This window comes from Pseudomonas sp. MYb13, assembly GCF_002980075.1.
In the GTDB taxonomy this organism is placed as follows: domain Bacteria; phylum Pseudomonadota; class Gammaproteobacteria; order Pseudomonadales; family Pseudomonadaceae; genus Aquipseudomonas; species Aquipseudomonas lurida.
The window spans coordinates 1-21,445 of record NZ_PCQI01000027.1; the positions used below are offsets into that span (position 1 = coordinate 1).

Genomic DNA, 21,445 nt, shown 5'->3' on the forward strand with positions numbered 1-21,445 from the left:
TGTCCCCTTCGTCTAGTGGCCTAGGACACCGCCCTTTCACGGCGGTAACAGGGGTTCGAGTCCCCTAGGGGACGCCAGTTTCAACAAGCAGCTCGAAAGGTCTGCTGCGTCGCGAGACGAAAAATCCGGGGCTATAGCTCAGCTGGGAGAGCGCTTGCATGGCATGCAAGAGGTCAACGGTTCGATCCCGTTTAGCTCCACCAATTTACAGGTTCAAGGTCTGGCCACACCGTCCTTGAATCGATCAGTCCTCAGCGCTGATCAGTTGTATAGAAGGTTTGTGTCCCCTTCGTCTAGTGGCCTAGGACACCGCCCTTTCACGGCGGTAACAGGGGTTCGAGTCCCCTAGGGGACGCCACGATTACCCGCTCTGCGGGATTTTTAAGGGTCATTCAATTATTGAATGGCCCTTTTGTTTGTCTGGCGTTTGGCCAATCCTCCCTTTGATTCCTTTTCTCTTCTGACCAACGGTCGTGCCTGTCGCTTGCGAAATATTATTATGGTAATAATATTCAACCCATGAACGACGGAGGCAATGATGAGCGATAAAAAAGCGCAAACCCGCGAACGTATTCTGCAGGCCGCCAGCGCGGCGTTGATCCAGCGCGGCCCGGCCGAGCCGAGTGTGGGGGAAGTCATGGGGGCGGCGGGGCTGACCGTCGGTGGTTTCTACGCCCACTTTGAAAGCAAGGACGCGCTGATGCTGGAGGCCTTCACTCAGCTGCTGGCCAAGCGTCGTGCGTCGATTGACGACATGGATTCGCAGCTGACGGGAGAAGAGCGCAGAAGCCTGGTGGCGGCCTTCTACCTGTCGCGCAAGCACCGTGACTCAACTGCCCAGGCTTGTCCGATCCCGGCGACCGTCGGCGAGATGAGCCGTCTACCGGAAACGTTTCGCCAGGCACTGAATGAGCACTGCGAACTGATGGCGGCCCAATTGGCTGCCAGCCCCGAGGACACCGACAAAGCGCTGGCTGACATGGCGCTGATGATCGGTGGCCTGTCCTTGGCTCGCGCGTTGGGGCCGGGGGAATTGTCTGACCGTGTGCTGCGCGCTGCCAAATCGGCCGTGCGCTAGGAAGAGGGCTGCATCATGGGCACGCTGACCTGGATTCGTCGTTTCAACGGCACTATGGGGCACCTGGCACCGCAAACGGTGGCCAGCCGGATGCGTCGCGCCTTCATGACGCCACGCGACTTGCCGCCGCGCGACTGGGAGTTGCCGCTGCTGGCGCAATCGGAGCGCATCACCTTGCGCTTCGGTTTGTCCGCCTTGCGCTGGGGGCAGGGGCCAGCGGTGTTGTTGATGCACGGGTGGGAAGGCCGGCCCACGCAGTTCGCCAGTCTGATCACGGCGTTGGTCGCTAACGGTTACTCGGTGATAGCCCTGGACGGTCCCGCCCATGGCCGGTCGCCGGGGCGTGAAGCCCATGTGCTGCTGTTTGCGCGCGCCATGCTTGAGGCGGCCGCCGAGTTGCCGCCGCTGCACGCTGTGATCGGCCATTCCATGGGCGGTGCCAGTGCGATGCTGGCGGTGCAGTTGGGCCTGCGTACCGAAGCGTTGGTGAGCATCGCCGCGCCTTCGCGCTTTCTCGATGTGCTCCGTGGCTTTACCAGGATGGTCGGTTTGCCGGCGCGGGCGCGCTCGGCGTTTATCCAGGAAGTCGAGATGGCCTTCGGGATGCCCCTCAAGCACTTGGACGTCGCTCACTACCAGATGAATATCCCCGGCCTGATCGTGCATGCCGAGGACGATACGTTCGTTCCGGTCAAGGCATCCCAAGCCATCCATGAAGCCTGGTTCGACAGTCGCCTGCTGCGCCTGGAGCAGGGTGGTCACCAGAAAGTGCTGGCCGATCCGCGTGTGGTCGACGCCGTGCTGGCGCTGCTGGCCGGCCGTCGTCTACAGGAGCGGCAAACCGCCTGATACACTCTCCCCGCCGACATTAATCGACTGGGAGCAAGGCATGGGCTGGGATTTGGCAACGCCGTTTATCATCGATCTGCAGGTTGCACCTGAAGACATCGACGGCCTGGGACACGCCAATAACGCGGTGTACGTATCCTGGCTGGAGCGCTGCGCCTGGCGGCACTCCCAGCGCCTGGGCCTGGACCTCACCGAGTATCGCCGCCTGGATCGCGCAATGGCCGTGGTGCGGCACGAGATCGACTACCTGGCCGCAGGCTATGAAGGCGACGAGCTGCAACTGGCCACCTGGATCGTCGACTGGGACCAGCGCCTGAAGATGACCCGGCGCTTCCAGCTGCTACGCCCCCGCGACGGTGTCACCTTGCTGCGTGCGCAAACCACGTTTGTCTGCATCGAACTGTCCAGCGGCAAGCCCAAGCGCATGCCCGCCGAGTTCCTCGACGGTTACGGCCCTGCCCTGACGGGGGGTTAACGGTTGCCGTAGGAAACCCAGTAAACTGCGCCACGATTTTTGTTGAGTGTTTTCCATGCAAATTGCTTTGGCGCCCATGGAGGGGTTGGTCGACAACATCCTGCGGGACGTGCTGACCCGTGTCGGCGGTATCGACTGGTGCGTGACCGAGTTCATCCGCGTCAACGACCGCCTGCTCACCCCGGCGTACTTCCACAAGCTTGCCCCCGAATTGCTGCACGGTGCTCACACCGCCGCCGGTGTACCGCTGCGTGTTCAACTGCTCGGTTCCGACCCGGTATGCCTGGCGGAAAACGCCGCGCTGGCCTGTGAGCTGGGTTCGCAAGTCATCGACCTCAATTTCGGCTGCCCAGCCAAGACCGTCAATAAGTCCCGGGGCGGGGCGGTGCTGCTCAAGGAGCCGGAGCTGCTCAACCAGATCGTCGAGCACGTACGCCGCGCCGTGCCGGCCCACATCCCGGTCACGGCCAAGATGCGCCTGGGCTTCGATAGCCCGGACGGCGCCCTGGTGTGCGCCACGGCGCTGGCCGAAGGTGGTGCGGCGCATATCGTGGTGCATGCTCGTACCAAGGCCGATGGCTACAAGCCGCCGGCCCACTGGGAATGGATCCCGCGCGTCCAGGACGTGGTCAAGGTGCCGGTGTTCGCCAATGGCGATATCTGGAGCGTCGAAGACTGGAAGCGGTGTCGCGAGATCAGTGGCGTCGAAGACATCATGCTCGGCCGTGGCCTGGTTGCGCGGCCGGACCTGGCGCGGCAGATTGCGGCGGCGCGGGCGGGTGAGGAGGTGGTCGAGATGACCTGGGCCGAGATGCAGCCCATGCTCCAGGATTTCTGGGCCCAGTCAGTGGCGCAACTGACCGAGCGTCAAGCGCCCGGGCGCTTGAAGCAATGGCTGGCGATGCTCACGCGCAATTACCCCGAAGCGGTGGAGTTATTTACCCTGATGCGTCGGGAGACCGACCTGGAGCAGGTCGGACGTTTGCTGGGTATGCCCAGCCAGAGCGAAGAGTCGGTGGCATTGCACCGTCAGGCTCACGCGCTATAAGTGCTTCACCTGTTGCTGTAACGGGCGCCGAAAGGCGCCTTTTTTTTGTCTGAAAAGATACGTTGAGACATAACCAACCGAGAGTCGGACTGTCTTTCGAAACGTAGGGCACTGAGTGGATGGCGACGAAGTTCAAGGTGTTGGGCGCAAGGTGGCAGTGCAATTAACAGCGGGCGCGTCAAATACCATAAGTTCTATGAATTCGATCGGGTTATTGTTTTCTTCACGTTGCTTTGTTCCCGAGGTGTTACCTGGTATGTGCACTCGTTGGGCGAATGTTGACGTCGCGCCTCGGTGATTCATTGAATGTCCATGGGAAAACTCTCAGCCGGTCATTTTAGTTTCCTTATGTGAACTGCGAATCTTCGGAACTCATCGCGGTTAAGTCCCACGAATCTAGCGAGTTTGTCGAACTCACCGATGTTTCTAACTTCGAGTCAATCAGTGCCCCTCTTCCGCAACGGTGGGGGCGGGTACCGTTTAAGGAATAACAATATGCCTAATGTATCGCGTCAGCAGTTCATGCCCGGAAGTACAGACTACGCGCAACTTGGTCACTCCTCTGTGCGGGTGAATAAGTCGCTTGAGGGGGCGCCGTCCGCCTCGGTGGGCAATTTGAATACGTCTCTAAAAGACGGTCGTCCAGCGTCAACAGAACATACGGTGAGCGTGAATAAGGAATCCCTGGAAAAGTTATTTGCCCTGTTTGAGTTCGCGGTCAAGGCGATGCGTAGCCTGCTTGCCGGTATGGGGCGGCTTCCCCCGTTGGCCGGTGAGCTGGAAGCTCAGCACCCGGTGACGCCTGGGCCTGACGCCAAGGTTGCCCCGGATGCAGACGCACAGCCCCAAGTGATGTCCAGCGTCGATAACCAGCCACAGATGAGGCCGGGCGTGCAGAGGCGCGTGTCGGATGGGAGCGCCCAGGTAACACTCGCCCCTGGCGGCAAGCTCAATACCCAGCTGACGCCTGATATCAACGTGACGGTGCAGGTCCAGACTTGTCACTGCCCACATACCGATGAAGGTGTTGCGCCACAGGCCCAGCCCGCTCTAAAGGTCGATTCGCAACCATCGCCGCAGCCACCGCTCACGCTGACGCCGTTGGATCTTCAATCTGATACCCGGCCCGCTCCGGACCTTTCCCGTCCCGCGCCTGATGAAACGGATGATTTCAATAGGCACTCCGGGGGCCTTTCAGGCAACCCCCGAGCCGCGAGGCCCAGTCTTCGTTCGCGCTATTGAGCTTGCGGTCTTGAGGCATTGAATACCCAGTTCGCTCCTTGACCCGTGCGGCCAGGGAGTACTCAAAGAGGTTTGACGCATGTTATCGATAAGCCAAAACCGTTTTGCACAGCCGGTCGTTGATCCTTGCCAGGTGTCAGCGTATTCAGCGCCTGCGTCGTTGGAGACTGTAGGCCCGCACACATCCCGCACTGAAACACAGGCTGCACGCCTAGGCGCCAAGTCCGAAGGGGCCGGCGATAACGCAGACCTTGCGGCCTTGATGGGGCGCCTGGTCAACCTGTTCATGACGTTATTCAGCCAGTTGCAGTCCCTGTTGCTCACAGGTGGACTCCCGTCAGCCCCGAAAAGCAGTGATATAACGCTCACGCAGCCCCATGTGTTACCCACTCACGCGCGAACACGGGTCAATAAGCGAAGCGAGCCCCTGTCTGAACTGTCCACTAAACGTAACGGTGCAAAACCCGACAATATCTGGAACGGTTTTCGCCAAGGGAAAAATGGTAATTGCGTGACCATTTCTGCCATCAAGGCGGCGATGATGAAGTTTGGTCAAAGCCCCATGGATATCTACACGTCTGTCGAGAAAGTTGCAGAGGGTTATAACGTGGTCATGCGCGATGGTTTCGAATTGAAACTGACACACGCTGAGTTGAATAGCGCTGTTCGTGGTTCAAACTTTGTCGGGCTGAATGATCCGGAAATGCTCAAGGATGCACACTTCCTGTTCGCGTGTTCTGCCAAGCGGGCGCAAATTGAAAACAATGATGGGTGGGCGAGAAGAAGTTTCAACGCCGCTATCAGAAGCCTTAACGATGGTGAGGATGAATGGGGGCCGGGAGAGGGTTTCAAGCGACTGGGGTTAAAAGATTACATGAGGCACGTTTCGGTGCGTGCCTTCGCCGATAAGTCGTTGATCGGTATGGTCAACAGGCGCGGGCATTCGGTGGCCGTCGTGGAGGGCAGTGAAGAAATCTTCGGGCGCAAAGGTGGCCGACCCACCAACGGGCAAGCCATTGCGTTGATCTGACAACGCCGCTTGCTCTGGACTAACGGTCGCCAACACGTCCACCTATTTCATAGCCAGGTAACGATATGAGTACTGCGATTGGATCCTCCGCTCGCTCAAACCCCATGGCCACACCGTTATCAATCCCTTCAGGCACCTCTCGCATTCCAGCGTTTGATGCCCCGGAGCGTGGTTTCGGTGAGTATTTCAATGCGAGCTCGCACAGTGCCGTGATCAGGCTGGTGATGCATACCTTTGGAGCGCGTCCTGCAGATTTTTTCGACGATATACAGGGCCGCGGTGATGGCTATGCCGTGACCATGAAAGATGGTTACCGGCTGTATCTTTCCACACAGGAGTTGCAACAGGCAGCCACTGCGTCACGGTTTACCGGCGACGACAAGGGTGCAGTGGTCAGTGCCCATTTCGCGCTGGCTGCGTTCATCAAGCGCAAACAGTTGGGCAGTGGCAGCGCTGGTGATCGACCTGCTTTCGAGTCGGTCCTGGCCACGTCCTTGCAGGGTGAAACCGCCTACAACCTGCTCAAGGGCATGGGCATGTCCGGGCATCTCCAGCGCGTTTCCACTGCACACGTTATCGCCGAAGGCGGGGTGGGGGTGGCGGACAGCTATGACTTTGGTTCGCAGCTTATTCAGGCGGGCAAGGCGCACCAGTTCGGCAGGGAGGGCCCACCCGGTCGTAGCCACTACGTGTATGTGCTGGTGAACGATAGCGCGCCAAAACACCGCGTTATCCAGGATCGGGTTCCACCTCTTGCTGCCCCTGCGAACGTTTTGCCAAGCACCGGCCCGTCCACGACGCGTTCGCGTCCCCAGGCTTCCGAGGTTTTGCAGGGCTTCAACACGCCCTTGCGGCATTTCGGCGAAGTATTCGATTTGAGCAGCCATGTCGCCTTGATCAAGATGATGATGCTCAGGTTTGGTCGTTCACCCGCTGACATGCTTGAAAAAATCGAGAGCCTGGCGGACGGTTACAATGTCACCCTCAAAGATGGCTTTGAAGTGAAGTTGTCAAGGCAGGAGCTGGCGCTCACTGCCAAAGCCACGCGATTTACCGGTGCTGATGCGCCGATGATCTGCGCCGCCAATTTCATGTTGGCGGCCTTTGCCAAGCGCAAGCAAGTCGAAGGCAATATGCTGTTTGATGCGGCGTTATCGAAGACCTTGCGCGCAGAGCACCTTTACAACGTGTTGAAGGGCATGGGCCTGATGGGCTATCTGCGGTTTGTGCAACCCGATCAGCTGCGTCAGCCCGGCAGCGTTGGCGTCATCAGCCCCTTTGACACGGCGGGCGCGCTGGTGGTGGAGGGGATCAAGCATCGCAATGGAGAGACGGAGCCCGTCGGCAAGGACTACGGCTACCAACTTGCCGCCGATATGCCCGTCGACCCCGCCAGCGGCAGGCCTGCCCGGTTCCCGGCGGCGTCCGTGGGTGTTCCGCCGGTGAATATCTGGTCGGGTTTCTATCAAGGCGCGCAGGGCAACTGTGTCACGGTGTCGGCGATCAAGGCGGCGATGATGAAGTACGGGCAAAACCCGACCGGCATCTACAAACGTGTCACTGAAACGCCGAAGGGTTTTACCATCACCATGCGTGACAACTGCACGGTGTACCTCACCCATGCCGAGCTGGAAATCGCCCGTGCAGCGGCCAATTTCCGTGGTGCGGATAAAGGTCTGGTGGCTGATGCCGTATTCCTTTACGCGGCGAGCGCCAAGCGGGCCCAGCTGGAAAACCATGAGTTTCGCGCCGCTGCCGGTTATGACGTCGCCCTGCAGACGCTGAACGACGGTGAAAGTCCGGGTGAGTCATTGCGCCGTCTTGGCTTGTACGCTTTTACTCGCTCCAGCAGCGTGCAGGAACTGGCGTCAGGCGTGCCAGGCACCCTGGCGGACGCCTGGCATTCGGTCGTCGTTGTAGAGGGCGCGCTGGATGAGTATGGCGCCAGGCGCGACTTGAAAAGCTCGCGCTGGATGCAACAGGGCGTTGACGCACTCAAGCTGGTTTAAACCCGGCCGTCGCCCGCGAGCAGGCGCTCCCTGAATCCGATCATGGGCAGCGGGCGGCTGTGCAGATACCCTTGGTACAGATGGCAACCCAGGCCCTGCAGGAAGGCCAGTTGGTCCTGGGTTTCCACGCCTTCGGCAATCACCTCCAGGTTCAAGCTGCGGGCCATGGCGACGATAGCGCGGATGATCTCGGCGTCGTTGGGGTCATGGGTGGCGTCGCGCACGAAGGACTGGTCGATCTTCAGCGCATCCACCGGCAGGCGCTTGAGGTAAGTGAGCGACGAGTAGCCGGTCCCGAAGTCATCCATCGCAAAGCTCACACCCAGCTTTTTCAGGCGGCGCATCTTGCTGATGGTGTCGTCCAGGTTCTGAATAACGATGCCCTCGGTGATTTCCAGCTTCAGCAGGCTGAACGGCAGCTGGTGCTGCTTGAGGCTGCGCTCCACCCGTTCCACGAAGTCGTTCTGGCGAAACTGCCGAGGGCTGATGTTTACGCACAGGCTGAAATTCAACGGGTCCACCAAACCTTCCGCGATCAATTGCTCAAAGGCCGCGCAGGCTTCATCAAGGATCCAGGTGCCGACTTCCAGGATCAAGCCGCTGTCTTCGAGCACCTTGATGAATTCGGAAGGCGACTGCGCGCCCAGTTGCGGATGCTGCCAGCGCACCAGGGCTTCGGCGCCGACAATCCGGTTGCCACGCGCATCCACCTGCGGCTGGTAATGCACGCTGAACTCTCCACGCGACAAGGCCAGGCGCAGGTCGGTCTCCATTCGCAGGCGTTCGCTGGCGGTTTTTTGCATGCTGTGGTGGAACATCTGCGTGGTGTTGCGCCCTGAATCCTTGGCGCGGTACAGGGCGATATCGGCACGCTTGAGCAAGTCCGCAGGCGTAGAGCCGTGATCGGGAATCAGCGCCACGCCAATACTTGGCGTGACCTGCAGGCGGTGACCATCGAGGAACATCGGCTCCGAAAGCAATTCCCGCAAGGTATCGGCCAGCTCCTGTACCTGGGCGCTCACTTCGGTGCGAGTGCCATCCAGGCCGCTGAGCAGCACCACGAACTCATCACCCCCCAGGCGTGCCACGGTGTCTTCCATGCGCACGCTGGCCTCCAGGCGGGCGGTGACGATCTTCAGCACCGTGTCACCCACGGGATGGCCGAGGGAGTCGTTGATGTGCTTGAAGTGGTCGAGGTCGAGGAACAGCAGCGCGCCGCGCAGGTTGTGACGCTTGAGCAGGGCGATCTGCTGGCTCAGGCGGTCCATTAACAGGGCGCGGTTGGGCAGGTTGGTCAGTGGGTCGTGATAGGCCAGGTGGCGGATCTGCGCCTGGGCGTTTTTCAGCAGGCTCACGTCCCGTGCGGTCAGCAACAGGCACGGGGTTTCATTCAGGGTGATGGGCTCCACCGACACTTCCACCGCCAGCAACTCGCCGCGCTTGTTGTGCCAGAGCATTTCCAGGTGGTGGATGCGGCCTTTGATCTGCAGTTCGGCCAGCAGTGCAGCGCGCTGGTTTTCATCGGCCCAGATGCCGATCTGGTAAAGGGTCAGGCCTATGGCTTCATCGGCACGATAGCCGGTCAGGCGACAGAAGCCGTCGTTGACCTCCACATAGCGGCCGGTATCGCGCTCGGTGATGGAAATCGCGTCGGGGCTGGAATGGAAGGCCTTGGCGAATTTCTCTTCGCTGGCCTTGAGCGCGGCTTCCGAGCGCTGCTGCTGGGTGATGTCGCGCAAGGTGGTGACGATGCACGGCTGGTCGCCCACGGTGATCAACCGGCTGGAAATCACGCAGGTCAGCGCCTGGCCGCTCTTGTGATGCACCACGACCGCCACATTGCTCAGCGCCTGTTCGCGGATCACCCGCTCGATACGCTCCAGGCGCTTGCTCGACTCATCCCAGAGACCGATTTGCTCGGCGCTTTTGTCGATCACCTCGTCGGCCGTCCAGCCGAACGTCTGAGTAAAGGCAGGGTTGATCTCGATAAACGCGCCGCTGTCCACGTTGGTCACGCAGATCGGATGTGGGCTGGCCTGGAACAGGCTGGCGAATTTTTCTTCGGAGGCGGTCAGGCGTTGCTCGCGTTCCACCTGGTCAGTGATGTCCAGCAGCGTGCCGGCCATGCGCAGCGGTGCGCCATGCTCATCGCGGTACAGGCGGGCGCGGCTTTCGAGGTAGCGTGAACTGCCGTCTTCCATCGGCACGCGATAAGTCAGCTGATAGTTGCCGGCCGGACCCTCGCGCAGCGTGCGGTAGGCATCGCGCATGCTTTCGCGCTCTTCATCGGGCATCCCCTCGAAGAACGCGTCGAAGGACTCATGGAACGGCTCCGCCGGCAAGCCGTGCAGTTGCGCGGCGCGCGCCGAGCCGTAAAGCATGCCGGTGGGGATGTGCCAGTCCCAAGTGCCCAGTTGCGCCGAGTCCAGTGCCAGGTCGAGCCGCTCCTGGCTGTCTTTGAGGGCCTGCTCGGCGTTTTTGCGTTCGGTGGTGTCCAGAAACGTGCTGATCAGGTAGGCCTCGCCCTCCAATTCGACTTTTTGTGCGCTGAGGGTGCCATCATGGATCTGGCCGTTGCTGGCGCAAAACTGCACCTCCATGGTGATGGGCTCGCGCTTGCGCTGGGTGGCCTTGACCAGTTGCGCGCGCTGCTCGGGGTGGCGCCACAGGCCCAGGTCCAGGGTAGTGCGGCCGATGGCATGGGCCAACGGCCAACCGAAGAGCATTTCGAAATACTGGTTGGCTTCGCTGATCAAACCGTCGGACTGGCGGGTCAGCAGGACCATGTTGGGGCACAGGTGAAACAGGGTGGCGAAGCGCTTTTCGGAGTGGCTGAGGGCGTGCTCCCGTTCGCGCTGGCGAGTGGTCTCGCGGATCACCCCGATCATGCGACGCCGCCCGGCTTTATCGGGGGCGAGGCTGCCATTGATCTCCAGCCAGTGGTGGGTGCCGTCCGGCCACTGGATATGGTGATGCATGGCCTGTTCGAACGGCTCCCCCGCCAGAACGGCGTGAAAGGCGCGCACCACACGGGCGCGGTCTTGGGGCGCCAGCAGGTCGAGGTAGTCCAGGTCCTTGGGTAAGGGTTGGCGCGGATCGAAGCCGAACAACGCCTGGGTACCTCGCGACCAGCTTATCCTGCCGGTGTCGATTTCCCAGCACCACGCGCCCAGCCGGGCAGCGTTGAGCGCTGCCAGCAGTTGCGGCGCGCTGTCCCAGCTTTGTTCCGCCTCTTGAGGGTCCAGGGCGTAAATGCGGGGCAGGGGTGGCACGGAGTCGACGGGGTTGCGCATTATCAAAGGGCCTTGGCTCGATGGGCGTAAGGCGCGGTTCAGTTCAGACCTTGAGGGCGCACAGTTTCATGCCGGGATCCCTGGCAGATCGACTTGTGCATCCAATAGGCTCATGAAAGCCCGCGCAGCATTCGACAGCGTCCTTTCGGTGTGCACGATATAGCCTAGCTGGCGACTGAGCTGTATGCCCGGCAAAGCGATACTTGCCACCTGATCATCGAGCATGGTGCGCGGCAAGACGCTCCAGGCCAGGCCGATGGACACCATCATCTTTATAGTTTCCAGGTAGTTAGTGCTCATCGCGATGTTCGGCGTGAGGCCCTGGGCCTCGAACAGCCGGCTGACAATATGGTGGGTAAAGGTATTGCCGCCGGGGAAAACCGCCGGGTGGCCGGCGATATTAGCCAGGCTGACGCTGCCGTTGGTGGTGAGGCTGTGCTCCGGAGCCACCACAAAATCCAGCGGGTCATCCCACACCGGCGTGGCCTGTACAAGGTTGTGGGGATCGGGCGCCAGAGTGATCACCGCCACTTCGGCACGGCCATGGAGGATTTCTTCGTAGGCCACTTCCGAATCGAGGAACTGAATATCCAGCGCCACGTTGGGGTATTGGCGAGTGAAGGTGCGCAGGATCGGTGGCAGGCGGTGCAGGCCGATATGGTGACTGGTGGCCAGTGTGAGGCGGCCGCTGACCTCACCGGTCAGGTTGGTGAGGGCGCGGCGGGTGTCGTCCAGCACGTTGAGGATCTGATAGGCACGCGGCAACAAGGCCCGCCCGGCTTCGGTCAAGCCGACTTCACGGCCCAGGCGATCGAACAACCGTACCTTCAATTGTTGCTCCAGGCCGGCAATACGTTTGCTGATGGCTGGTTGGGTCAGGTGCAGGCGCTCGCCGGCACCGGAGAAGCTGCCAGTCTCGGCGATGGCGATAAAGGCATTGAGGTTGGCCAGGTCCATGGTGCCATTCCAGTTGGTAATCCAAAGCATAAAAAATATGAATTTGAGTTATTTAATGTAGCGCCATACCATCAGCCTCACAAGCCAAAGGGTTATTGAAAAGCCCGGCATAGAGAAACACCGTTGATGAGGACCGACTGATGGCCGGCAAAACGCTTTACGACAAGCTTTGGGATTCCCATGAAGTGAAACGGCGCGACGATGGCTCGTCGCTGATCTATATCGACCGTCACATCATCCATGAAGTGACCTCGCCCCAAGCGTTCGAAGGCCTGCGACTGGCCGGCCGCAAGCCGTGGCGCGTCGACTCCATTATCGCCACCCCGGACCACAACGTACCGACCACCCCTGAGCGCAAAGGCGGTATCGAGGCCATTGCCGACCAGGTGTCGCGTCTGCAGGTACAGACCCTCGACGACTATTGCGACGAATATGGCATCACTGAATTCAAGATGAATGACGTGCGCCAAGGCATCGTGCACGTGATCGGTCCGGAGCAGGGCGCAACCTTGCCGGGCATGACCGTGGTCTGCGGCGACTCCCACACCTCTACCCACGGTGCCTTTGGCGCCCTGGCCCACGGCATCGGCACCTCCGAGGTGGAACATGTGTTCGCCACCCAGTGCCTGGTCGCCAAGAAGATGAAGAATATGTTGGTGAAGGTCGAAGGCAAGTTGCCGTTCGGCGTGACTGCCAAGGACATCGTGCTCGCCGTGATCGGCAAGATCGGCACCGCCGGCGGTAACGGCCATGCCATCGAATTCGCTGGCAGTGCGATTCGCGACCTGTCCATCGAAGGCCGCATGACCATCTGCAACATGTCCATCGAAGCCGGTGCCCGCGTGGGCATGGTGGCGGCGGACGAAAAGACCGTCGAATACGTCAAAGGCCGTCCATTCGCCCCGCAAGGCGCGGATTGGGACGCCGCCGTCGAAGCCTGGAAAGACCTGGTCTCCGACGCCGACGCGGTGTTCGACACCGTGGTCGAGCTCGACGCTGCCCAGATCAAGCCGCAAGTCAGCTGGGGCACCTCGCCGGAAATGGTCCTGGCCGTCGACCAGAACGTGCCGGACCCGGCTCAGGAAGCCGACTTGGTCAAGCGCGGCTCCATCGAGCGTGCGTTGAAGTACATGGGCCTGAAAGCCAACCAGGCGATCACCGACATCCAGCTGGATCGTGTGTTTATCGGTTCCTGCACCAACTCGCGGATCGAAGACCTGCGCGCCGCAGCGGTGATTGCCAAGGGCCGCAAGGTTGCCTCGACCATCAAGCAGGCGATCGTGGTGCCGGGTTCAGGCCTGGTCAAGGCGCAGGCTGAAGCCGAGGGCCTCGACAAGATCTTCCTCGAGGCCGGTTTTGAATGGCGCGAGCCAGGCTGCTCGATGTGCCTGGCGATGAACCCGGACCGCCTGGAGTCGGGCGAGCATTGCGCGTCTACCTCCAACCGTAACTTCGAAGGGCGTCAGGGCGCCGGCGGGCGTACCCACCTGGTCAGCCCGGCCATGGCCGCCGCCGCCGCCGTCAACGGTCGTTTCATCGACGTTCGCGAATTGATCTGAGGAATACCCAATGCGTGCTTTTACCCAACACACTGGCCTTGTCGCCCCTTTGGATCGCGCCAACGTCGACACCGACCAGATCATCCCCAAGCAGTTCTTGAAGTCGATCAAGCGCACCGGTTTCGGCCCTAACCTGTTCGACGAGTGGCGCTACCTGGACGTGGGCTACGCCTACCAGGACAACTCCAAGCGCCCGCTGAACAAGGACTTCGTGCTCAACGCCGAACGCTACCAGGGCGCCAGCGTGCTGCTGGCCCGGGAAAACTTCGGTTGCGGCTCCAGCCGTGAACACGCGCCGTGGGCCCTCGAAGAATATGGCTTTCGCAGCATCATCGCGCCGAGCTACGCCGACATCTTCTTCAACAACAGCTTCAAGAACGGCCTGTTGCCGATCATCCTGACCGACGAAGAAGTCGACGAGCTGTTCAAGCAGGTTGAGGCGCAAGAAGGCTACCAGTTGACCGTTGACCTGGCCGCCCAAACCGTGACCCGTCCGGATGGCAAGGTGTACCACTTTGAAGTGGATGCGTTCCGTAAGCATTGCCTGATCAATGGCCTGGATGATATCGGCCTGACGCTGCAAGACGGCGATGCGATTGCGGCGTTCGAAGCCAAGCACCGGGCAAGCCAGCCTTGGTTGTTTCGCGATGCCTGATTTGCGGTAGACCGTGCGGGCCCCATCGCGGGCAAGCCCGCTCCCACATCTTGACCTGTGAACACGGTCAATTGTGGGAGTTGGCTTGCCGGCGATAGCGCCCGTACCCACACCCCAAAACCTGAGGAAACCACCATGACCAGCAACGCCCACGCCCAAGTCGTGCAAAAACAATTCGGCGAGCAAGCCCGCGCTTACCTGAGCAGTGCCGTGCACGCCCAAGGCACCGAATTCGCACTGCTGCAGGCCGAACTGGCCGGGCAGGGCAGTGCGCGCCTGCTGGACCTGGGGTGCGGTGCCGGTCATGTGAGTTTCCACGTGGCGCCGCTGGTTAATGAAGTCGTGGCCTACGACCTGTCCCAGCAAATGCTCGACGTGGTCGCTGCCGCAGCGGTCGATCGTGGCCTGGACAACATCCGTACCGTGCACGGCGCCGCTGAACGCCTGCCGTTCGCCGATGGCGAGTTCGACTTCGTATTCAGCCGTTATTCGGCCCACCACTGGAGCGACCTTGGCCTGGCCCTGCGTGAAGTGCGCCGCGTGCTCAAGCCGGGCGGCTTAGCGGCGTTTGTCGACGTCTTGTCACCGGGCAGCCCGCTGTTGGACACTTACCTGCAAACCGTCGAAGTACTGCGCGACACCAGCCATGTGCGCGACTATGCCGCCGCCGAATGGATGCAGCAGCTCAGCGAGTCTGGCTTGCATGTACGCAACAGCAGCCGCCAGCGTTTGCGCCTGGAGTACACCTCCTGGGTCGAGCGCATGCGCACGCCGCCAGCCCTGCGTACTGCGATCCTTGAGTTGCAGCAGGCGATGGGCCAGGAAGTGCGTGATTACTATGAAATCCAAGCCGACGGCACCTTTAGCACCGACGTGCTGGTGGTCTTCGCCGAACGCTGATTGATTTTTCCCGACCTGCCTACGGGCGGGTCGCTTGATGAAATGAGGAACGCATGAGCAAGCAGATTCTGATTCTCCCTGGCGACGGTATTGGTCCGGAAATCATGGCCGAAGCGGTCAAGGTGCTGGAGCTCGCCAACAGCAAGTACAGCCTGGGCTTCGAGCTGAGCCACGACGTGATCGGCGGCGCCGCCATCGACAAGCACGGCGTACCGCTGGCCGACGAAACCCTGGACCGCGCCCGTGCGGCCGATGCCGTGCTGCTCGGCGCCGTGGGTGGCCCGAAATGGGACAAGATCGAACGTGATATCCGCCCTGAGCGCGGCCTGCTGAAAATCCGCGCGCAACTGGGCCTGTTTGGCAACCTGCGCCCGGCCATCCTCTACCCGCAACTGGCCGACGCGTCGAGCCTCAAGCCGGAAGTGGTCGCGGGCCTGGATATCCTGATCGTGCGTGAGCTGACCGGCGGTATCTACTTCGGTTCGCCGCGTGGCGTGCGCGAGCTGGAAAATGGCGAGCGCCAGGCCTACGACACGCTGCCCTACAGCGAGAGTGAAATCCGCCGTATCGCCCGTGTCGGTTTCGACATGGCCCGCGTGCGTGGCAAGAAGGTCTGCTCGGTGGATAAAGCCAACGTGTTGGCTTCCAGCCAACTGTGGCGCGAAATCGTCGAAGAAGTGGCCAAGGACTACCCCGACGTCGAACTCAGCCACATGTACGTCGACAACGCCGCCATGCAACTGGTACGCGCGCCGAAGCAGTTCGACGTGATCGTCACCGACAACCTGTTCGGTGACATCCTCTCCGACCAGGCGTCGATGCTCACGGGCTCCATCGGCATGCTGCCGTCGGCGTCCCTGGACACCCACAACAAGGGCATGTACGAGCCTTGCCACGGTTCGGCGCCGGACATCGCGGGCCAGGGCATTGCCAACCCGCTGGCGACGATTCTGTCGGTATCGATGATGCTGCGTTACAGCTTCAATCTGAGCGAAGCGGCAGATGCCATCGAGAAAGCCGTGAGCCTGGTGCTGGACCAGGGCCTGCGCACCGGCGACATCTGGTCGCAGGGTTGCACCAAGGTTGGTACGCAAGAAATGGGCGACGCAGTAGTCGCCGCGCTGCGGAATCTGTAATCTCTCGGGCCCGCTTGCAGTTGTTGCTGCAAGGCGGCCCACTTTTTAACAAGGTGTAGTTGCGATGAAACGTGTAGGTCTGATCGGTTGGCGCGGTATGGTCGGTTCCGTGCTCATGCAGCGGATGCTGGAAGAGCAGGATTTCGATCTTATTGAGCCGGTGTTTTTCACCACTTCGAATGTGGGTGGCCAAGGTCCGTCCGTGGGCAAGGATATTGCTCCGCTCAAGGACGCCTACAGCATTGAAGAGCTGAAGACCCTCGACGTGATTCTGACCTGTCAGGGTGGCGACTACACCAGCGAAGTCTTCCCCAAGCTGCGCGAAGCCGGCTGGCAGGGTTACTGGATCGACGCCGCCTCGAGCCTGCGCATGCAGGACGATGCCGTGATCATCCTTGACCCGGTGAACCGCAAGGTCATCGACCAGCAGCTGGACGCTGGCACCAAGAACTACGTCGGCGGCAACTGCACTGTCAGCTTGATGCTGATGGGCTTGGGTGGCTTGTTCGAAGCCGGCCTGGTCGAGTGGATGAGTGCCATGACTTATCAGGCGGCCTCCGGTGCCGGCGCGCAGAACATGCGTGAACTGATCAAGCAGATGGGCGCGACCCACGCGGCTGTCGCCGATCAACTCGCCGACCCGGCCAGTGCGATCCTCGACATCGACCGCCGTGTGGCTGAAGCCATGCGCAGCGACGCGTACCCGACGGAGAACTTCGGCGTGCCATTGGCCGGCAGCCTGATCCCGTGGATCGACAAAGAACTGCCGAACGGCCAGAGCCGCGAAGAGTGGAAGGCACAGGCCGAGACCAACAAGATCCTTGGCCGCTTCAAGAACCCGATCCCGGTGGACGGTATCTGCGTACGCATCGGCGCCATGCGTTGCCACAGCCAGGCGCTGACCATCAAGCTGAACAAAGACGTGCCGATCGCCGATATCGAAGCGTTGATCAGCCAGCACAACCCATGGGTCAAGCTGGTGCCGAACAACCGCGACATCAGCATGCAGGAACTGAGCCCGACCAAGGTCACCGGCACCCTGAATGTACCGGTGGGCCGTCTGCGCAAGCTGAACATGGGCAGCCAGTTCCTGGGCGCGTTCACCGTTGGCGACCAGCTGCTGTGGGGTGCTGCCGAACCGCTGCGTCGCATGCTGCGGATTCTGCTGGAGCGTTGATCGCGTAGAGCAAACAGAGAAACCCGCGTACTGGCGACAGGCGCGGGTTTTTTGTTGTGCCCGAGGCCGCCATCAGCCACACCACAACCCTGGGTTAATTGCCTCACCCCCAGTCACCCGGTAAAGTGCCGATCCCCCCGCAATGCCCGAGGCAGCCCCCATGACCCAGACCTTTGATATCGCCGTGATCGGCGCCACCGGTACCGTTGGCGAAACCCTGGTGCAGATCCTCGAAGAGCTGGATTTCCCGGTCGGTACCCTGCATCTGCTGGCAGGCAGCAACTCTGCCGGTGCATCGGTGCCGTTTCGTGGCAAGAACGTGCGGGTGAGAGAGGTCGATGAGTTCGACTTCAGTAAAGTCCAACTGGCGTTCTTTGCGGCGGGCCCTGCGGTCACCTTGAGTTTCGCCCCGCGCGCCACGGCGGCGGGCTGCTCCTTGATTGATCTGTCGGGTGCATTGCCCGCCGAGCAGGCGCCACAGGTGGTGCCCGAGGCCAATGCGCATGTATTGGAGGGTATGCAGAAACCTTTCCAGGTGGGCAGCCCAAGCCCGTCGGCGACCAACCTGGCGGTGGTGCTCGCGCCATTGCGGGGTTTGCTGGATATCCAGCGCGTAAGTGTCACCGCCAACCTGGCTGTGTCTGCCTTGGGGCGCGAGGCCGTGAGCGAGCTGGCCCGGCAAACCGCCGAGCTGTTGAATGTTCGTCCGCTGGAGCCGCAGTTCTTCGACCGGCAGATGGCTTTCAACCTCCTGGCGCAAGTTGGAAAGCCAGACGCCCAGGGCCATACCGACCTGGAGAAAAGGCTGATACACGAGCTGCGTGCCGTACTGGAAACTCCTTTACTAAAGATTTCCGCAACGTGCGTTCAAGCCCCGGTGTTTTTTGGCGATAGCCTGACTGTGTCTCTGCAACTGGGCGCGCCGGTCGACCTTGACGCCGTGAACCGTGCACTCGAAGCAGCCCCCGGTATTGAGCGTGTGGACGAGGGCGACTACCCCACGGCAGTGGGCGACGCAGTCGGCCAGGACGTGGTCTATGTAGGGCGGGTTCGCGCAGGCGTGGATGACCCGGCGGAACTAAATCTGTGGCTGACGTCAGATAACGTACGCAAAGGCGCCGCGTTGAATGCCGTGCAGCTGGCGCAGTTGTTGATAAAAGGCCTTGCGTAAAAGATACTTGGCGGCAATTTGTAGATTGATTCTAGCCAGGCGCTATGCTTGGTCCCAGGCAGGAAAAGTTGCGCGTCGGTGACCTATCGGCTCGCCCTGCCTTATGGCAGCGGTTACCAACCTTCTCGCAGGCCGGGGAGTGTTCAAACAAAGGATGAGGCTATGGTTCAAGTTCGCAAACTGGTGTTAGCAATAGCGGCCGCCTCGGCGCTGTCCTCCGGTATGGCGCAGGCGCTGCAGCTGGGGGAGATGACCCTCAAGTCGAAGTTGAACCAGCCATTGGCAGTGGAGATCGAGTTGCTCGATGTCGGGGGCCTCACGGCGTCCGAGATCACGCCGAGCCTGGCCTCGTCCCAGGCATTCGTGGACGCGGGCGTTGATCGCCAGGCGTTCCTGTATGACCTGACCTTTACGCCGGTGGTCAATCCGAATGGCCGCAGCGTGGTGCGTGTCACCTCCAGCAAGCCGTTGCCTGATTCCTACGTACGCTTCCTGTTGCAGGTGCAATGGCCCAGTGGCCGCTTGATGCGTGACTACAGCGTCTTGCTCGACCCGGCCAAGTTCGACCAGCCGGCTCCGACGACCGCCGCGCCTGCACCGCGCCTGGCCGCGCCGGCCAGCACCGCACCGGCTGCGAGCAAGTCCGCACAGCACACCACCACGTCCCGCGATACCTTGTGGGAAATTGCCGCGAAAAACCGCAACGGCGGTTCGGTTCAGCAGACCATGCTGGCGATCCAGGCGCTGAACCCGGATGCCTTTATCGACGGCAATATCAACCGCCTGAAAACCGGCCAGGTCCTGCGTCTGCCGGATACCGTACAAAGCACCGCACTGCCGCAGCCCCAGGCGATTGCCGAAGTCAGCGCGCAGAATGCCGCCTGGCGCCAGGGCCGGCGTGCCGCCACTAACCCGGCGGCGGGCAAGCAGCAACTGGACGCCACCAAGCGCACCCAGGCCGGCAACGCGCCAGCGAGCACCAATGCCAAGGACAACTTGAGCCTGGTGTCGGCCGAGGCGGCCAGGAAGGGCGCCAAAGGCAAGGCGGGCGATAGCTCGGCCCTGAGCGACAAACTGGCGATGACCCAGGAGCAGCTGGACACCACCCGTCGTGACAACGAAGAGCTGAAAAGCCGCGCGGCAGACTTGCAAAGCCAGTTGGACAAGCTGCAAAAGCTGATTCAACTGAAAAATGATCAACTCGCCCGTTTGCAGGCTGAGAAGGGTGTGCCGGCGGCTTCGGCCACTGCGGCGATGCCTGCGCAGTTGGCAGGCGAGGCGACGCCTGCCCCGGCAGCGCCCGATACCGCCACACCCCCAGCTACCGCTGCCGCAACGCCCGCCGCGCCAGCGCCTGAGCCGGTCAAGGCCGATGCTGCACCGGCGACCACCGAAGGCAAATTCAACGACCTGCTGACCAATCCGGTCGTGCTCGGCGTGCTCGGTGGGGCGGCAATTTTGTTGGTGTTGCTGCTCCTGTTGTTGTGGGTGCGCCACCGCAATGCGCGCCGCGAAGAGGAAAAACACCTGCGCATGGCACGGGCCCTGGCTGAAGAGCCGGAATTCACCTCGAATATTGATCACGATCTGCCGCCAGACAGCTTCGAAGGTCTGGAAGTGCCGCCGCCAAACGTCAAGCTGGCCACCGCGCCAGCACCGGCCCCGGTGGCTGAGCCGGCCGTCGCGGTGCCGACCGTTGCTTCTGTACTGGCGCCGCTCGCTGTTGCCGTGGCTCCGGTAAACGCCAACGATGCGCTGGCGCAAGCCCAATCCCATATCGATCGCGGTCACCTGAACCAGGCCGCTGATGTGCTACAGCAGGCGATCAAGCATGAGCCCAAGCGCAGCGACCTGCGTCTGAAGCTGATGGAAGTCTACGGCCTGCAAAACGACAAGGACGGTTTTGTCACCCAGGAGCGTCAACTGGTGGCCAATGGTGAAAACCATGCCCAGGTCGAGCAACTCAAGAGTCGTTTCCCGGCCATGGCGGTCTTGGCAGCGGGCGTCAGCGCTGCGGTGGCCGCTGCTGCGCTGGATGCTCAATACGTCAAGGATCTGCTCGAGGACAAGCCGGCTGCCGCTACGCCGGAGGCGTTCGATACCGATTTCGATCTGAGCCTGGACGATCTGGAGGAAGCATCGCCGGCTGAGGTCAAGGATGATCAGCAGACATTCGAATCGCTTCTGCAGCAGCAGACCGAAGCCAAGGCTGATCCCGATGACCTCTCGGACTTCGACCTGGACCTGCAGCTGGACGCCCCGGCTTCCGCGCAGTCCGATGACGACTTCCTGTCGGGCCTCGAAGACCAGATGAAGGATGTGCCGGCCGTCGAGCCGCCGACCCTCACGCCTGCGGCACTGGACGACTTCGACCTGCCGGAAGACTTCGACCTGTCCCTGGCCGATGAGCCCGAAGCGCCCGCCAAGCCTGATGCGTTCGCGTCTGAGCTGGACGATGTCAACGCTGAGCTGGACCGCCTGTCCCAGAGCCTGGAACATCCGTCCATCGAGCCGTCCTTCACTGCCGAAGACGCGGCACAGGGCGATGATGAACCGGAGTTTGATTTCCTGTCCGGCACCGACGAAGTTGCTACCAAGCTCGACCTGGCCCAGGCCTATATCGACATGGGCGACGCAGACGGCGCACGGGACATCCTCTCTGAAGTGCTGACCGAAGGTGACGAGACTCAGCGTGGCGAGGCCAAGGAAATGCTCGGGCGGCTGGCGTAACCGCCAATTGGTGACGCAGCGGCGACCTTCGGGTCGCCGTTTGCTTTTGTAGGCGCTGGCTTACCGGCGATGCAAGCCCACCCGTCTTCCAGTAAAACCGGGTGGAGGGTATTGCCGGCAAGCCAGCGTCTGCACA

16 protein-coding genes and 3 tRNA genes are annotated in these 21,445 nt (G+C 61.3%); 17 read left to right on the forward strand and 2 right to left on the reverse strand.

All coding sequences use genetic code 11. The features are described from left to right. The first annotated feature begins 1 nt into the window (after position 1). From CQ002_RS27135 to CQ002_RS27180, 10 genes are all read left to right on the forward strand, one after another. Positions 2-77 (forward strand) — tRNA-Glu (locus CQ002_RS27135). 50 nt (positions 78-127) lie between these two features. After that, positions 128-203, forward strand: a tRNA-Ala gene (locus CQ002_RS27140). Between the two features lie 79 nt (positions 204-282). Next, positions 283-358 (forward strand) — tRNA-Glu (locus tag CQ002_RS27145). A gap of 180 nt (positions 359-538) precedes the next feature. Further along, complete coding sequence (locus tag CQ002_RS27150) at positions 539-1,078, forward strand: TetR/AcrR family transcriptional regulator (protein WP_034107623.1); 540 nt, start codon at positions 539-541, stop codon at positions 1,076-1,078. 15 nt (positions 1,079-1,093) lie between these two features. Beyond that, positions 1,094-1,927 (forward strand): alpha/beta hydrolase, encoded by an 834-nt coding sequence (locus CQ002_RS27155; RefSeq protein ID WP_034107621.1) that lies wholly within the window; start codon positions 1,094-1,096, stop codon positions 1,925-1,927. Between the two features lie 40 nt (positions 1,928-1,967). Further along, positions 1,968-2,402, forward strand: coding sequence for a thioesterase family protein (locus CQ002_RS27160; protein ID WP_034107619.1), 435 nt, complete (start codon positions 1,968-1,970; stop codon positions 2,400-2,402). 55 nt (positions 2,403-2,457) lie between these two features. Next, complete coding sequence (locus CQ002_RS27165; protein WP_034107617.1) at positions 2,458-3,450, forward strand: tRNA-dihydrouridine synthase; 993 nt, start codon at positions 2,458-2,460, stop codon at positions 3,448-3,450. A 495-nt stretch (positions 3,451-3,945) separates the two neighbouring features. Further along, the gene (locus CQ002_RS27170; RefSeq protein ID WP_105162585.1) at positions 3,946-4,692 is read left to right on the forward strand and encodes a hypothetical protein; all 747 of its coding nucleotides are present in this window, start codon (positions 3,946-3,948) and stop codon (positions 4,690-4,692) included. Between the two features lie 79 nt (positions 4,693-4,771). After that, positions 4,772-5,722, forward strand: coding sequence for a hypothetical protein (locus CQ002_RS27175; protein ID WP_234010340.1), 951 nt, complete (start codon positions 4,772-4,774; stop codon positions 5,720-5,722). A 299-nt stretch (positions 5,723-6,021) separates the two neighbouring features. Continuing rightward, the gene (locus tag CQ002_RS27180; RefSeq protein WP_234010487.1) at positions 6,022-7,731 is read left to right on the forward strand and encodes a hypothetical protein; all 1,710 of its coding nucleotides are present in this window, start codon (positions 6,022-6,024) and stop codon (positions 7,729-7,731) included. On the opposite strand, the gene CQ002_RS27185 is transcribed toward CQ002_RS27180, so the two are convergent. Both CQ002_RS27185 and CQ002_RS27190 read right to left on the reverse strand, forming a co-directional pair. Continuing rightward, positions 7,728-11,024: an EAL domain-containing protein gene (locus tag CQ002_RS27185; RefSeq protein WP_034107610.1), complete on the reverse strand. Its 3,297-nt coding sequence runs from the start codon at positions 11,022-11,024 to the stop codon at positions 7,728-7,730. The two genes, CQ002_RS27180 and CQ002_RS27185, sit on opposite strands and share 4 nt — an antisense overlap. 66 nt (positions 11,025-11,090) lie before the next feature. Continuing rightward, on the reverse strand, positions 11,091-11,981 hold the full coding sequence (locus tag CQ002_RS27190; protein WP_105162583.1) for a LysR family transcriptional regulator: 891 nt from the start codon (positions 11,979-11,981) through the stop codon (positions 11,091-11,093). Between the two features lie 140 nt (positions 11,982-12,121). Here CQ002_RS27190 and leuC point away from each other — a divergent pair, with 140 nt between their 5' ends. The 7 genes from leuC to CQ002_RS27225 all read left to right on the forward strand — a co-directional run bounded on the left by leuC (position 12,122) and on the right by CQ002_RS27225 (position 21,309). Then, complete coding sequence (leuC, locus tag CQ002_RS27195) at positions 12,122-13,540, forward strand: 3-isopropylmalate dehydratase large subunit (RefSeq protein ID WP_034107608.1); 1,419 nt, start codon at positions 12,122-12,124, stop codon at positions 13,538-13,540. Between the two features lie 10 nt (positions 13,541-13,550). Further along, a complete protein-coding gene (gene leuD / locus CQ002_RS27200; protein WP_034107606.1) occupies positions 13,551-14,195 on the forward strand; it encodes a 3-isopropylmalate dehydratase small subunit in 645 nt (214 codons plus the stop codon). A 135-nt stretch (positions 14,196-14,330) separates the two neighbouring features. Further along, positions 14,331-15,095: a class I SAM-dependent methyltransferase gene (locus CQ002_RS27205; protein ID WP_034107604.1), complete on the forward strand. Its 765-nt coding sequence runs from the start codon at positions 14,331-14,333 to the stop codon at positions 15,093-15,095. Between the two features lie 53 nt (positions 15,096-15,148). After that, entirely contained in the window at positions 15,149-16,231 is a 1,083-nt protein-coding gene (leuB, locus tag CQ002_RS27210) for a 3-isopropylmalate dehydrogenase (RefSeq protein ID WP_029294134.1), read from the forward strand. A gap of 64 nt (positions 16,232-16,295) precedes the next feature. Then, positions 16,296-17,408 (forward strand): aspartate-semialdehyde dehydrogenase, encoded by a 1,113-nt coding sequence (gene asd, locus CQ002_RS27215; protein WP_034107599.1) that lies wholly within the window; start codon positions 16,296-16,298, stop codon positions 17,406-17,408. Positions 17,409-17,568: 160 nt separating this feature from the next. Beyond that, positions 17,569-18,579, forward strand: a complete 1,011-nt coding sequence (locus CQ002_RS27220; protein WP_105162582.1) for an aspartate-semialdehyde dehydrogenase — start codon at positions 17,569-17,571, stop codon at positions 18,577-18,579. A 162-nt stretch (positions 18,580-18,741) separates the two neighbouring features. After that, entirely contained in the window at positions 18,742-21,309 is a 2,568-nt protein-coding gene (locus CQ002_RS27225) for a FimV/HubP family polar landmark protein (RefSeq protein WP_105162581.1), read from the forward strand. The last annotated feature ends 136 nt before the right edge of the window (positions 21,310-21,445 follow it).